Raw genomic sequence first — 13,371 nt, 5'->3', positions numbered from 1 at the left:
GTTCCGGATCTGTCACCTCGTTGACGGTCGGCGTCGGGCGGATGTGACGTCGGTCAGTCGGGAGCGCGCACCTCACGCACGACCAGGACCGCGACCAACGCGGCCATCACGACAGCCGTGATGGCGAACGGGATCGGGATGAGCGGATCGAGGAGCACCAGCGCGGCCGCCGCGAGCACCGCAAGGTCGACCACCCGGTCGCCGGACTTCCTGATCGCCACCAGCCAGACTCCGAGCAGGAACACCGCGATCGGCACCGTCACGGTGAAGGAGGCCGCAAGCTCGTCGAGCGCGCTGTGCCCGGTGAGCACGTCGATCTCGACCTCGACGCCCGCCGAGAAGGCACCGGCCGCCGCGAAGACGAAGTAGTGGCCGTAGCCATAGCTGAGGGAGTCCTTGAGGGCGCCGATCGACTCGTGGTGCGGCGGCCAGAAGTAGACCCACCAGAGTGCGGCCGTCACGACGAGGGTGAGCACCGCGATGGCGATCAGGCCGGTGAGCTCCTCCTCGGCGTGCAGTGCCCCGATGATCGCGGTCGCCGAGGCCAGCAGGCTCTCTCCGAGCAGGATCAACGTGAAGCAGCCGTACCGCTCGGTGATGTGGTGAGCGTGCCAGGGCGTCTGGCCACGGCGTTCGGCCAGCACCGGCACACTGATCTCCGCGGCGATCAGCCCCACCAGCACCACCGTTGCGATCGGGCCGTCGAGGAGCAGCATGCCCAGCCACAGCACCTGCACCAGGGCGATGCCGCCGGCGTACCGGAGCGTGGCCTCCCGCGCCGGGCCAGCTCTCCGCGAGGCCCGCAGCCACTGCGCGACCATGGCCACCCGCATGACGACGTACGCGAGCACGAGCACGGTGAAGTCGCCGTCGACGAACGCCGGCTCGACGCCGGCCGCCAAGACCAGCACGCCGCCCATCTGGACGAAGGTGACCACGCGGTAGAGCCAGTCGTCGGTGTCGAAGGAGGTGGCGAACCAGGTGAAGTTCATCCACGCCCACCAGATACCGAAGAAGACCACGGCATAGGAGCGCAGGCCCTCCAGCGCGTGCCCCTCGGTCATCGCATGGTGGAGCTGCCCCGCGGCGATGGAGACCGCGATCACGAAGACCAGGTCGAAGAAGAGCTCCAGGCTGGAGGCCGCGCGTACCGGCTCGAGCGGGTCGCGCGGACGCATGGGCGTGAGCCTGAAGCGACTGTCCGTGGTAGTCATCATCCCCGCCGAAGTGCCAGTTCTAGCGTGTTGAGACGCCAGTTTCGATAGGTTCATTCGCCAGCTTCAGGAGCTGAGAGGTTCCCTCTCCGCTGAAGCTGGCGTCTCAACCTACTCATCCTGGCGTCTCAACACGCTGAAGCTGGCGTTTCGACACCTCAGGGAGCGGAGCGGAAGCCGCGGAGGCGGAGGCTGTTGGTCACGACGAAGACCGAGGAGAAGGCCATCGCGGCGCCGGCGAGCATCGGGTTGAGCAGACCGGCGGCAGCCAGAGGCAGGGCGGCGACGTTGTAGGCGAACGCCCAGAACAGGTTGCCCTTGATCGTCGCGAGGGTACGGCGCGACAGCCGGATCGCGTCGACCGCGACCAGGAGGTCGCCGCGCACCAGGGTGAGGTCGCTCGCCTCGATCGCCACGTCGGTGCCGGTGCCCATGGCCAGTCCGAGGTCGGCCGTGGCGAGCGCCGCGGCGTCGTTGACGCCGTCGCCCACCATCGCGACCACGCGTCCCTCCCCCTGCAACCGCTGCACCACCTCGACCTTGTCGGCCGGCAGTACGTCGGCGATCACCTCGTCGATACCGACCTCCGCGGCGACAGCTTCGGCCACCGTGCGGTTGTCGCCGGTGAGCAGCACCGGGCGCAGTCCCAGCTCACGCAGCCGACGGATCGCCTCCGCGGACGTCGGCTTCACGCCGTCGGCGACCACGACGATGCCGCGGGCAGCGCCGTCCCAGCCGACCGCGACAGCGGTGCCACCGTCATGCCGAGCACGCTCGAGCGCCGCTTCAAGCTCCGGCGAGAGGTGCTGCGACCACTCTTCGAGGAGCCGCGGACGACCCACCAGTACGGCGTGGCTGGTCTCCCCGTCGAGCACCACGCCTTGGACGCCGAGACCCTCGACGTTGGCGAAATCCTCCACCGGCGGCAGATCGCCGGCCGCGCGCGCAGCGTCCGCGATCGCCCGGGCGATCGGGTGCTCGGAGGCCGACTCGAGCGCACCTGCCATCCGGAGCACCTGATCGACATCCTCACCGGAGGCGGCGATCACGTCACGTAGGGCCATCTCGCCGGTGGTGACGGTGCCGGTCTTGTCGAGGACGACGGTGTCGACGCGGCGGGTGGACTCCAGGACCTCGGGGCCCTTGATCAAGATGCCCAGTTGGGCGCCGCGCCCGGTGCCGACCATGAGAGCGGTCGGCGTGGCCAGGCCCAGGGCGCACGGGCAGGCGATGATCAGCACCGCTACCGCCGCCGTGAAGGCCGCCGTCAGCCCGTTGCCGGTGCCGAGCCAGAAGCCGAGCGTGGCCACGCTGAGCAGGATGACGATCGGCACGAAGATGCCGGAGATCCGGTCGGCCAGTCGCTGCACCTGAGCCTTGCCGGTCTGAGCGTCCTCCACCAGCCGTGCCATCTGGGCGAGCTGGGTGTCGCCACCGACGCGGGTGGCCCGCACGACCAGCCGTCCACCTGCGTTGACGGTGGCCCCGACCACGGCATCGCCTGGGCCGACCTCGACCGGCACCGACTCGCCGGTGAGCATCGAGGCGTCGACGGCGGAGGTGCCGCTCTCGACGACACCGTCGGTGGCGATCTTCTCGCCCGGCCGGACCACGAAGCGCATGTCGACGGCGAGGTCGCCGGTCGGCCGCATGACCTCGCTGCCGTCCGCCTCGAGGACGGCGACCTCCTTGGCACCGAGCTCCAGCAGCGCCCGCAGCGCGGAGCCGGCCCGGCGCTTGGCCCGGTGCTCGAACCAGCGGCCGGCCAAGATGAAGGTCGTCACGCCGGCGGCGGCCTCGAGATAGATGTTGCCCGCGCCGTCGCTGCGCTCCACGGTGAGCTCGAACGGGTGGGTCATGCCCGGCTCACCGGCGCTCCCCCAGAAGAGCGCGTAGAGCGACCAGCCGAGGGCGGCCAGGGTGCCGAGCGAGATCAGCGTGTCCATCGTCGAGGTGCCGTGGCGCAGGTTGGTCCAAGCAGCCTTGTGGAACGGCCAGGCGCCCCAGGCCACGACCGGTGCGGCCAGGGTCAGCGAGAGCCACTGCCAGTTCGTGAACTGCCACGCGGGCACCATCGCCATGGCGATCACCGGCACCGTGAGTACGGCGGAGATCAGCAGTCGCTGCAACAGCGGGTCGACTCCCTCCTCGGGCTTCTCCTCGTCAGGCGCATCGGTGCGCTGCGGCAGCGCGGCCGAGTAGCCCGCCTCGGCCACCGTCGCCAACAGCTGCTCGGGAGTGACGTCGCCGCCGTAGCTGACCTTCGCCTTCTCGGTGGCGTAGTTGACGGTCGCGGAGACGCCGTCGAGCTTGTTGAGCTTGCGCTCGATCCGGTTGGCACACGAGGCGCAGGTCATCCCGCTGATCGCGAGCTCGACCTGCTGGTCGGCGAGAGTGGAGTCAGTGGGTGTGCGCGTCATCGTGCGTCCCCTCCGTTGTGGGAGCCTGGCTGTCCGTTGGTCGAGCCTGTCGAGACCCCAGCGTGAAGGCGGCGGTACGCACCACGCCGTCGTGCTGGAAGTCGAGGTAGAGGTGGTAGCGGCCCTCACTGGGCACGCTGGTGTGGAAGACGACCTCGGGTCCGGGCTCCGTGGCGCCGTCGCCGGGCGCACCGTCCGGGTGCACGTGCAGGTAGGCGAGGTCGCCGGCCCGCAGCGCGACGAGGTGTCCGTAGGCACCCAGATAGGGCTGCAGGTCGGTCACCGGTACGCCGTCCCTGCTGATCCGCAGCGTCAGCTCTGTGTCGGCACCGGGAGTCAGGTCGCCGGCCAGGGTGACGTCGTACCCGTCGACATGCGCGGTGCGCGACTCGGCGACGGCGGGGACGGGCGTGAACTCGCCAGCGACCTGGAGGTCGGTGCCCAGCGTGAGCGCCGTGCCGTGTGCGGAGAAGTCGGCGAAGAGCCGCCACGTCCCCGGGGTCAGGTCGAGCTCCACGTGCCAGGTGCCCCGGGCGTCGAGCGTGGGGTGCACGTGCTGGAACCCGCTCTGGTCGCGGAGGACCGCGATCAGGTGGAGCGGCTTGTCGTGGACGACGTCGTACTCGGTGACCGGGCGTCCGTCAGGGCCGGTGATGGTGAAGGCGATCGCTCGGCTCTTCCCGGCGGGCGCGGTCTCCGCGGAGAGCTGCAGCCGGTGCCCGGCGGCGCTGGAGCTCAGCCCGGCGGGAGCCTCGTCGACGCGGGACTCCCCGTGCGCACCGTGGCCGGTGGCCGACGAGTCGGCACTGTGGCCCGTGGCCGACGAGTCGGCGCTGTGGCCGTGCTTCTCGGTCTCGGTGTCGAGAGGGCCCACGGCCTTCCCGACCCCCGCTGCCGCGCCGAAGGCGACCACGGCCGCGGCGAGGAAGGCGAGCAGCCGTAGCGGAGTGCTCACGACTCGGCACTTCCTGTGACTGTGTACCCGGCCTCGGAGACGGCAGCCCGGACGGCCGCGTCCTCCAGCGGAGCCGCACTGGTGACGGTGACCGCGCCACTGGGGAGGTCGACCGCGACGTTCTCGACGCCGGAGAGCTCGGAGAGCTCCTCGGTGACGGAGGCGACGCAGTGGCCGCAGGTCATGCCGGTGACGGTCCAGGTCTGGGTGGTGCTCATGGTGACTCCTCGGGTGGGTTGGGGGTGGGTCAGGACTTCACGAGGCGGGCGATGGCGTCGGAGGCTTCCTTGAGCTTGATCTCCGCCTCCGGCCCGCCGGCCTTCACCGCGTTGACCACGCAGTGCGCCAGGTGCTCGTCGAGCAGGCCGAGGGCGACCGCCTCGAGGGCCTTCTTCATGGCCGAGACCTGCGTGAGGATGTCGATGCAGTACTTCTCCTCCTCGACCATCCGCTGCAGGCCCCGGGCCTGGCCCTCGATCCGGCGAAGTCGCTTGAGGTAGTCGTCCTTGGTGTGGTTGGCGATGTAGCTGTGCTGCCCGGCCTCGTGCTCCATGACGTTCCTCCTCGGTTCCTGATGTCATTAATACAGTACCCCCCTAGGGTATCTCCTGCAAGCGGGCCGCCCCACCCTCGTGTCGCCGGTCCAGAAGACCGGCACGGAGTTGTGCTCCCACGGCCTGCCTTTCGCGCTCTGGCACAGGTCACGATGGGGAGAAACCGACCCAGGAGGAACCCATGCCGCGACTCGCCCTGCCGGGCCGGACCGTGCTGATCACCGGCGGCGCCAGCGGCATCGGCGCCGCCACTGCCCGCACCCTGACCGACCGCGGTGCCAACGTCGTGATCGCCGACCACGACGAGACGGCCGCCGAGCGGCTGGCGAGCACGTTGCCGGCCGGTCGCGCGCTCGCACTCGTCGCCGACGTCACCGATGCGGGGCGGATGAACGAGGTCGTCGAGGCGACGGTCGGCCACTTCGGCCAGCTCGACGTGGTCTTCGCCAACGCGGGCATCGCCTACCCGAGCACCCTCGCAGCCGCCGACATGGAACGCTACGAGCGGGTCATCGAGGTGGATCTGCTCGGTGTCGTCAGGACCGTGAAGCCCGCCTTGCCGCAGATCATCGCCAACCGCGGCCACGTGCTGCTGACCGCCTCGATCTATGCCTTCGTCAACGGTGTCGTCAACTCCGCCTATGCGCTCTCCAAGGCCGGCGTGGAGTCGCTCTCACGCTCCCTGCGCGCCGAGCTCGCCACCGAGGGCGCCTCGGCCGGAGTGCTCATGCCGGGGTGGGTGCGCACGCCGCTGACCGACGTCGTCCGCGGGGCCAACGAGCCGGCCACCGCCATCAAGGACCGACTCTTCCGCGGGCCGCTGGGAGGGTTCATCGAGCCCGAGGAGGTGGCCCGAGCAGCGGTCGACGGGATCGAGCGACGGAGCGCGAGGATCGTCGTACCGAAGACCTGGGCTGCCGTCGCGGCCTCACGCGGACCCTTCAACGCCGCCTCCGACCGGATCCTCGAGCACGACCGGGGCACCCAGGCGCTGATCCGGGAGATCGACCGGGCCGCGCGCGCCGAGCAAGATGGCTGAGAAGGGGTCTTGCGGCCCGGGCCGCGGACTGGTGTGATGTAGGACACTCGTCCCACTGCTCCCGGAGGCCCCCTTGCGACCCGTGTTCCGCTCCGCCCTGGCGGCCGGCGCCCTCGCCGCCACCCTGCTCACCCCCGCCGTGACGGCCGCGGCGCCGGAGACGGATGCCCAGCGTCCGGCACCGACACCCGACGCGCGAGCCGCCTCGTCGTCGTACCCCCGGATCCCTGCCCTCACCGACCGCAAGGGCCGGCAGATCACCTTGCGTGGCTGGAACGTGGAGGACAAGGGCAACCGCGGCGCGCTCTCCCTGTCGGCAGTCACCGAGCGGCACTTCAAGGACCTGCGCGCCAACGGCTTCAACTTCGCCCGGCTGCTCTTCTTCTGGGACGACCTCGAGCCCGAGCAGGGCCAGTACTCCAAGACCTATCTCGCCAAGATCGAACGCGTGCTGGATTGGGCCCACAAGTACGACGTCCTGGTGCTGCTCGACGCCCATCAGGACGTCTTCGGGCCGGCCTTCGGGCACCGCGGCATCCCGGAGTGGGCGACGCGCACCGACGACCTGCCCTTCGAGGCGCAGGACGACTGGTTCTCCGAGTACTTCCAACCTGCCGTGATGCGCGCCTTCACCCACCTCTACGAGGACGAGGACCTGCAGGAGGCACAGGCGGACATGTGGGTGAAGGTCGCCCAGCGGTTCCGCAAGCACCCGGCCCTCATCGGCTACGACCCGATCAACGAGCCGATGGGCGAGCTGCAGTCCGAGGACCTGGTCACCGAGTCGGCCCGGATCGAGGCCGAGCAGCTGACCCCGATGTACAACCGGATCGCCGACGCCATCCGCACGGTGGACAAGAAGACCTGGATCTTCGTGGAGCCGACCCCCCTGGTCGGGGAGGGCGTGCCGACCAGCCTGGGCAAGATCAAGGACCCGAAGATCGTCTACGCACCGCACTTCTACAACACGGCGATGGAGGCCGGCGCGGACTACGACCCGGCGGCCGGTTGGATCGAGGCCTACGAGCAGGCCATCACCCTCTATCCGAGCCAGCACCGGATCCCGGTGGTCGTCGGCGAGTGGGGCCCGCTCAACAACGCGCAGCCCCACATGCGGCAGTTCTACCGCGACGCCATGGCCTCCATCGGCCGCTACAGCTCCGGCTTCGCCGCCTACGTCTGGTGCTACGGCGGCGGCTACTGCGCCGTCGATTCCGACGGTCGCTTCCACCAGAACAAGGAGCTGATCGCCGAGCCGTACGCCGAGGCGGTCGCCGGCAAGGTGCAGCAGTCGGCCTACAAGGCAGGCAAGCAGAAGCTCACCGTGGTCTACAAGGCTCGCCCCAAGCGCGGCGCGACCGTCATCTCGACGCCGGGCAAGGGCTGGAAGGTGAAGGTCAAGGCGGCCTCCAAGCTGAAGGCGACCACCACGCGCGACGGTCACCGCACCCTGGTCAAGACGAAGCGGAAGGGCGAGGTGCGCGTCGTCGTACGCCGTAAGTAGGCGCAGGCCCCAGGCGTCATGCGCCGCGCGTTTCCCGCGCCTTGAAGGCGGGACGCCTGGGGCTCAGTCGCGAGCCAGGATGAAGACGTACGGCGGCTGGCCGCGCAGGTCCATCACACCGAGCAGGGTGTCGGCGTCGGCACGGCGGAAGACGTCGATGATCGGGAGGTGGTCGTAGACCATCGCCGCCGTCACCACGCCACGGTGCTCCACGTCGCGCAGCCGAGCTCGGTGCTTGGCCGTCCGCAGCGCGGGCTTGATCACCCCGACGACGGCCCGCCCCCGGTCGATCACCGGCTGCGGGAGCTTGGGGGCGATGCCGAGCGGCATCTTGCGGGGTTCAGCCGGGAAGACTCCACCCGAGCCGTCGTGGAAGAGCAACGGGTGCACGTGGTCGACGTCGTCGAACTGCTTGCCGTACCAGCCGGACGCCTCCAGGAGGCCGTCCATCGGGTGCCCGGTGCGCAGCTCCCGACCACGCCAGCGGCCGCTCAGCTCCTCCGCGCGTACGGCGGGGGCTGCGTCGAAGAGCGCCAGCGCCTCGGCGAGCGAGCACGCGGGTTCCAGGGCAGACAGGTCGCTCATCACCGTCACCGCCCGTGCAGCCAGCGCACGAGTCGCGGCATCAGGCGGACCAACCAGCCGGCGCGCTCGAAGCTGAGCAGGTTGACGCCGGGGACCGCGTAGCGCTGCTCGGCAACGGCGCGGGTACGGGTGAACTCGCGGAGGCCCTCGGGGCCGTGGATCCGTCCGAACCCGCTCTCGCCACGGCCACCCAGCGGCATCGACGCCATGCCGGCGAAACCGAGCACCGAGTTGACCGACACCTGGCTGGTGTCGAGACGCGGCACCAGCTCGTCGGCACGGTGCTTGGAGAAGACCGCGCCGCCCAGGCCGTAGCGGGTGCCGTTCGCCAGCTTCACCGCCTCGTCGAGCGAGTCGACCGTGGTGACGGTGACCGTGGGGCCGAAGGTCTCCTCCTGGATCGCCGCCGACTCGTGCGGCGGGTCGAGGATGAGGACCGGCGATACGTAGCGCTCGCCAACGCTCCCCGGTCCACCGACCAGGGCCTGGCCACCTCCCGCGATCGCGTCGTCGATGTGGCGACGCACCACGTCGAGCTGGCTGGGCATCGTCATCGGCCCGTAGGAGGAGTCCTTCTCCGAGCCGGGCCGGATCGCCGTGAGCTTGCGGGTCAGGATGTCGAGGAACTCGTCCTTCACCGCCCGTTCGACATAGACGCGCTCGATGCCGACACAGGTCTGGCCGCTGTTCCCCGCCGCACCGAAGGCGATCGCGTCCGCAGCGAGCCGGAGGTCGGCGTCGGCGGCGACGATGGCGGCGTCCTTGCCGCCGAGCTCCATCACCACCGGAACCAGCGACTCGGCGCACGCGGCCATCACCTTGCGCCCGGTCGGCCCCGAGCCGGTGAAGGCGAGCTTGTCGACGCCGGCGCGGCACAGCGCGGCGCCCGTCTCGCCGTATCCGGTGACGAGCTCGAGGACGCCGGACGGAGCGCCGGGGTTGGCCGCGCGGAACGCGTCGACGTAGAAGGCACCGATGGCCGGGGTGAACTCACTCGGTTTGAAGACCACCGTGTTGCCGGCGGCCAGGGCGGTCGCGATCGAGCCGTTGGGGGTGAAGACCGGGTAGTTCCACGGGCCGATCACGCCGACGACACCGAACGGGATGTGGTCGACGCGCGCCGAGAAGTTGGAGAGCAGCATGCCCGGCTTGCGCTTCTCGCTGGCCAGCACCTTGCCCGCGTGCTTGGCGACCCAGGCGATGTGCTCGAGGGCGAGCAGCACCTCCATCCGCGCGTCGGTCAGCGGCTTGCCGTTCTCGCGACGCATGAGCTCGGCCAGCTCCTCGCTGGTGCGCGCGAGGTGGCGGCGCCAGTTGAGCAGCGCGACCCGGCGGCCGTCGTACCCCTGGCCCTGCCACCAGGTGGCCGCCTCCCGGGCACGGGCGACGGCGGCACGCACCTCGGTCTCGCCGTGGATCGGGAACGTGGCGACCACCTCATCGGTGGCCGGCGAGGTCGAGACGAGTTGGTCGGACATGTCGACTCCTGGGCTGTGGTGCGGCAAAAACCGTCGTTTCGTACGGTAAGCGTGCCGGATGACCAGGCGCTGGTCAACGGTTGGCTCGCTGCGCAGCCCTCCGGGAGCGACTCTTGCCGCCCTTTACCAGCACCTCATACGATAAATCGGTGACCCTCCGACGTACGCAGGCAGAGCGCAGCGCCACCACCCGTGCCCGGATCCTCGACTGCACCGCGGAGTCGCTCCTCGAAAGCGGGTACGCCGCCACGACGATCAGCGCCATCCAGCTGCGGTCCGGTCTCGCCCGGGGCACGGTGCAGCACCACTTCCCGACCCGCAGCGCCTTGCTCATCCAAGCGACCACGCACGTGGTCGACGCCCGACTGGCGCAGTTCCGTAGCGAGGCGTCGCGCTGGCCCGACGACCAGGACCGCCTGCAGGCCCTGGTCGATCTGGCCTGGCGCGACCTGAACAGCCCGGCCTTCTTCACCGCTCTGGAGCTCTGGGTGGCGGCCCGCACCGACGCCGACCTGCGCGATGCCCTGGTCGCCGAGGAGCGCCGGGTCTTCGCGGAGATGCGGCGCATCTATGCGGAGGTGCTCGGCCCCGACTACGCCGACGATCCCCGCACCGAGACCCTGGTCGAGTTCACCATCGACCTGCTCTCCGGCCTGTCGATGACGGCGATGCTGACCGGGGTGCTCGGCGAGCGCGAGGCCGCACTCCGCCGCTGGAAGCGCGCCCTCGCCGTCCTGACGGGACGACTGCCCGCTGCCGAGCTTCTCGAGGGCACACCTCTGCGCGTGCCCTGATCCGACAGGACCCCCGCGCAACGTCCTGCGCTCTGGCCGCCCCCACCACCACCCCGCAGGACCTTCCGCGCAGCGTCCTGCCCAACGGTCGCCCCCACCACCACCCCGCAGGACCTTCCGCCCAACGTCCTGCTCAACGGTCGCCCCCACCACCACCCCGCAGGACGTCCCGCGCAACGTCCTGCCCAACGGTCGCCCCAGCAGCCACAAGGCAGGACGTCCGGGGTGTGCCGCACTACGCTCCCGGGGTGAGCATCGACGGGCACCGGCCGTGAGCAGCCGACTCGGCGTGCTGCAGGTCTGCGCGGCCGGCTTCCTCTGGGGCACCGGCGGACTCGTGGTGACGCTGCTTCACGAGCGCGACGGGCTCGGAGCGATGACCACGAGCGCCTGGCGCACCATGCTGGCCGCGCTCTCGCTCCTGGTCGTCGCTGCCGCCACCCGGCACCTGGGCCAGGTCCGCGACACGTTCCGCAGCGATCCCTGGCACGTCGTGCTGATGGGCTGCGGCACGGCGCTCTACCAGGCGACGTACTTCGTCTCCGTGCTCTGGGTGGGGGTGAGCGTGGCGACCGTCGTCTCGCTGGGGCTCGCGCCCGTGCTGGCGGCCACCGGCGAACACCTGCGGGCCGGCACCCGACCGGACCTGCGCGAGGTCGCCGTGCTGGTGAGCGCCCTGGCGGGACTGCTGCTGATCAGCTCGACGGCTGCCGAGTCGAGCGGCCCCCGGCCCGTGGCAGGCCTTCTGCTCGCGGTCCTCGCCGGTGCCGTGTACGCCGCCACCACCGTCCTCGGCCACGGCCTGGCCCAGCGCGTCGACCCGGTCGCGCTCACCACCTGCGCGACCGCCGTCTCAGGTGTCGTGCTCGCGCCGTTCCTCGTCGCCGCGGGGGCGATGAGCAAGCCGCTGCTGCCCGGCTCGACGGGATCGTGGCTGCTGCTGGTCTATCTCGGCACCGCCACGATGGCCCTGGCCTACGGCCTGCTCTACGCGGGACTGCGCACCACCTCGGGCTCGGCCGCCACGGTCGCCACCCTCGTGGAGCCGCTCTCCGCAGCCGCCCTGGCTGCCGTCATCCTCGGCGAGGTGCTGACCACGACGGCGGTGATCGGGGGCGTGCTGATCCTGGCTGCGGTCGTCGCCCTGCGACCCACGGAGGAGCATCCGGCGCCGGTCTGACCCGGCCGCGTGCCCTTCCCAGGTCGCGCATCAGGTGGGAGAGTCGCGCCATGTATCCGGGAACCTGGGCCGCGACCACCCCTGACAAGCCGGCGCTGATCATGGCGGGCAGCGGTCAGGTGCTCACCTACGCCGAGCTCGACGAGCGCAGCCTGCGATTGGCCAACCACCTGCGCGAGGCGGGGCTGGAGACCGGCGACGTCGTCGCCATGATCAGCGACAACCGCCCCGAGACCTACGAGGTCTACTGGGCGGCGCTGCGCTCGGGCCTCTACGTCACCGCGGTCAACAGCCACCTCTCCGCAGCAGAGGCGTCGTACATCGTGACCGACTGCGGCGCGAAGGCCCTGGTCGTCTCGGGCGCGCTCGCCGAGATGGTCGCGGGACTCGAGGTCGACGTCTCGGTGCGGCTCGTCTTCGGCGGCGAGATCGACCGGTACGCCGACTACGAGGCTGCGCTGGAGTCGGGCGGCGACGCGCCGCTCGCGGCCCAGCCGCACGGCGACGACCTGCTCTACTCGAGCGGCACCACGGGCCGCCCGAAGGGGATCAAGCCGCCGCTTCCCCCGATCGCCGTCGACGAGCCCGGTTACCTCTACCCGCTGATGTTCGCGCCGGCGTACGGCTTCGACACCGACACGGTCTACCTCTCGCCCGCGCCGGTCTACCACGCAGCACCGCTGCGTTTCGGCGGCGTGATCCACACGACCGGCGGCACGCTGGTGATGATGGAGCGGTTCGACGCCGAGGCCGCGCTCGCCGCCGTCGAGAAGTACCGGGTCACGCACACGCAGATGGTGCCCACGATGTTCGTGCGACTGCTGAAGCTGCCCGACGAGGTACGCCAGCGGTACGACGTATCGACCCTGCGGTGCGTGGTGCATGCGGCGGCGCCGTGCCCGGTCGACGTCAAGCAGCGGATGATCGACTGGCTCGGCCCGGTCCTGGAGGAGTACTACGCCTCGACCGAGGCCAACGGCGCCACCCGGATCGACTCGGCGACCTGGCTCCAGCACCCGGGATCGGTCGGGCAGTCGCTGCTCGGCACGGTGCGGATCGTCGGCGACGACGGCGCGGAGCTGCCGACCGGCGAGGTCGGCACCATCTACTTCGAGCGCGAGGCCCGCACCTTCAGCTATCACAACGACGAGGCCAAGACGAAGGCGACCGAGCACCCCGAGCACCCGAGCTGGACCACGGTCGGCGATCTCGGCTACCTCGACGAGGAAGGCTTCCTCTACCTCACCGACCGCAAGGCGTTCATGATCATCAGCGGCGGCGTCAACATCTATCCGCAGGAGATCGAGGACCTCTTCACCCTGCACCCCGCCGTCGCCGACATCGCGGTGATCGGCGTGCCCGACGAGGAGATGGGCGAGCGGGTGGTGGCGTTCGTGCAGCCCGCCCCTGAGGTCGCCGCCGACGGGGCGCTCGCCAGTGAGCTGACGGCCTACGCGCGGGAGCGGATCGCGCACTACAAGGTGCCCCGCGAGATCCACTTCCGCGACAGCCTCCCGCGCACCCCCACCGGCAAGATGGTCAAGGGCAGGCTGCGCGAGGAGTACGCCGCGCAGGGCTGAGGCCACGCCCTGATCCCCCGTTCTCCAAGTTGCTCCAAGTTGTTCCAAGGCTTGGAGCAAGCTAGGTT

12 protein-coding genes are annotated in these 13,371 nt (G+C 70.5%); 5 read left to right on the top strand and 7 right to left on the bottom strand.

What is annotated here, in order from left to right; translation table 11 throughout:
* Nucleotides 1–53: 53 nt before the first annotated feature.
* The 5 genes from DNK54_RS12605 to DNK54_RS12585 all read right to left on the bottom strand — a co-directional run bounded on the left by DNK54_RS12605 (nucleotide 54) and on the right by DNK54_RS12585 (nucleotide 5,142).
* Entirely contained in the window at nucleotides 54–1,178 is a 1,125-nt protein-coding gene (locus tag DNK54_RS12605; protein WP_110207317.1) for a low temperature requirement protein A, read from the bottom strand.
* A gap of 194 nt (nucleotides 1,179–1,372) precedes the next feature.
* Entirely contained in the window at nucleotides 1,373–3,634 is a 2,262-nt protein-coding gene (locus DNK54_RS12600) for a heavy metal translocating P-type ATPase (RefSeq protein WP_110207316.1), read from the bottom strand.
* Nucleotides 3,615–4,589, bottom strand: coding sequence for a hypothetical protein (locus DNK54_RS12595; RefSeq protein ID WP_110207315.1), 975 nt, complete (start codon nucleotides 4,587–4,589; stop codon nucleotides 3,615–3,617). The genes DNK54_RS12600 and DNK54_RS12595 overlap by 20 nt, the downstream gene beginning before the upstream one ends.
* Nucleotides 4,586–4,807 (bottom strand): heavy-metal-associated domain-containing protein, encoded by a 222-nt coding sequence (locus DNK54_RS12590; RefSeq protein ID WP_110207314.1) that lies wholly within the window; start codon nucleotides 4,805–4,807, stop codon nucleotides 4,586–4,588. The genes DNK54_RS12595 and DNK54_RS12590 overlap by 4 nt, the downstream gene beginning before the upstream one ends.
* A 29-nt stretch (nucleotides 4,808–4,836) precedes the next feature.
* A complete protein-coding gene (locus tag DNK54_RS12585; protein ID WP_110207313.1) occupies nucleotides 4,837–5,142 on the bottom strand; it encodes a metal-sensitive transcriptional regulator in 306 nt (101 codons plus the stop codon).
* A 182-nt stretch (nucleotides 5,143–5,324) separates the two neighbouring features.
* Between DNK54_RS12585 and DNK54_RS12580 the strand changes: the two genes are divergently transcribed.
* On the top strand, nucleotides 5,325–6,182 hold the full coding sequence (locus tag DNK54_RS12580; RefSeq protein WP_110207312.1) for an SDR family NAD(P)-dependent oxidoreductase: 858 nt from the start codon (nucleotides 5,325–5,327) through the stop codon (nucleotides 6,180–6,182).
* Between the two features lie 82 nt (nucleotides 6,183–6,264).
* Nucleotides 6,265–7,686 carry a glycoside hydrolase family 5 protein gene (locus tag DNK54_RS12575; protein ID WP_239460095.1) on the top strand — a complete coding sequence of 474 codons (1,422 nt, stop codon included), beginning with the start codon at nucleotides 6,265–6,267 and terminating at the stop codon, nucleotides 7,684–7,686.
* Between the two features lie 63 nt (nucleotides 7,687–7,749).
* Here the strand turns inward: DNK54_RS12575 and DNK54_RS12570 are convergent, their stop codons facing one another.
* Both DNK54_RS12570 and DNK54_RS12565 read right to left on the bottom strand, forming a co-directional pair.
* Nucleotides 7,750–8,271, bottom strand: coding sequence for a DUF4334 domain-containing protein (locus tag DNK54_RS12570; protein WP_110207512.1), 522 nt, complete (start codon nucleotides 8,269–8,271; stop codon nucleotides 7,750–7,752).
* Nucleotides 8,272–8,276: 5 nt separating this feature from the next.
* Nucleotides 8,277–9,749: an aldehyde dehydrogenase family protein gene (locus DNK54_RS12565; RefSeq protein WP_110207310.1), complete on the bottom strand. Its 1,473-nt coding sequence runs from the start codon at nucleotides 9,747–9,749 to the stop codon at nucleotides 8,277–8,279.
* A gap of 149 nt (nucleotides 9,750–9,898) precedes the next feature.
* Between DNK54_RS12565 and DNK54_RS12560 the strand changes: the two genes are divergently transcribed.
* From DNK54_RS12560 to DNK54_RS12550, 3 genes are all read left to right on the top strand, one after another.
* Nucleotides 9,899–10,543 (top strand): TetR/AcrR family transcriptional regulator, encoded by a 645-nt coding sequence (locus DNK54_RS12560; protein WP_110207309.1) that lies wholly within the window; start codon nucleotides 9,899–9,901, stop codon nucleotides 10,541–10,543.
* Between the two features lie 271 nt (nucleotides 10,544–10,814).
* Nucleotides 10,815–11,723 (top strand): DMT family transporter, encoded by a 909-nt coding sequence (locus DNK54_RS12555; protein WP_110207308.1) that lies wholly within the window; start codon nucleotides 10,815–10,817, stop codon nucleotides 11,721–11,723.
* Nucleotides 11,724–11,773: 50 nt separating this feature from the next.
* Entirely contained in the window at nucleotides 11,774–13,303 is a 1,530-nt protein-coding gene (locus DNK54_RS12550) for an acyl-CoA synthetase (protein WP_110207307.1), read from the top strand.
* Nucleotides 13,304–13,371: the final 68 nt, after the last annotated feature.

Origin of the sequence: Nocardioides daejeonensis (assembly GCF_003194585.1) — a bacterium.
GTDB classification, from domain to species: Bacteria; Actinomycetota; Actinomycetes; order Propionibacteriales; family Nocardioidaceae; genus Nocardioides; species Nocardioides daejeonensis.
The sequence above is the reverse complement of the archived record's forward strand: the minus strand, read 5'-3'. Positions and strand labels throughout refer to the sequence as shown.

Coding starts and splice junctions, on each gene's coding strand:
- DNK54_RS12605 (WP_110207317.1), bottom strand. CDS start 1,178: ATGCGTCCGCGCGACCCGCTCGAGCCGGTACGCGCGGCCTCCAGCCTG.
- DNK54_RS12600 (WP_110207316.1), bottom strand. CDS start 3,634: ATGACGCGCACACCCACTGACTCCACTCTCGCCGACCAGCAGGTCGAG.
- DNK54_RS12590 (WP_110207314.1), bottom strand. CDS start 4,807: ATGAGCACCACCCAGACCTGGACCGTCACCGGCATGACCTGCGGCCAC.
- DNK54_RS12585 (WP_110207313.1), bottom strand. CDS start 5,142: ATGGAGCACGAGGCCGGGCAGCACAGCTACATCGCCAACCACACCAAG.
- DNK54_RS12580 (WP_110207312.1), top strand. CDS start 5,325: ATGCCGCGACTCGCCCTGCCGGGCCGGACCGTGCTGATCACCGGCGGC.
- DNK54_RS12570 (WP_110207512.1), bottom strand. CDS start 8,271: ATGAGCGACCTGTCTGCCCTGGAACCCGCGTGCTCGCTCGCCGAGGCG.
- DNK54_RS12565 (WP_110207310.1), bottom strand. CDS start 9,749: ATGTCCGACCAACTCGTCTCGACCTCGCCGGCCACCGATGAGGTGGTC.
- DNK54_RS12550 (WP_110207307.1), top strand. CDS start 11,774: ATGTATCCGGGAACCTGGGCCGCGACCACCCCTGACAAGCCGGCGCTG.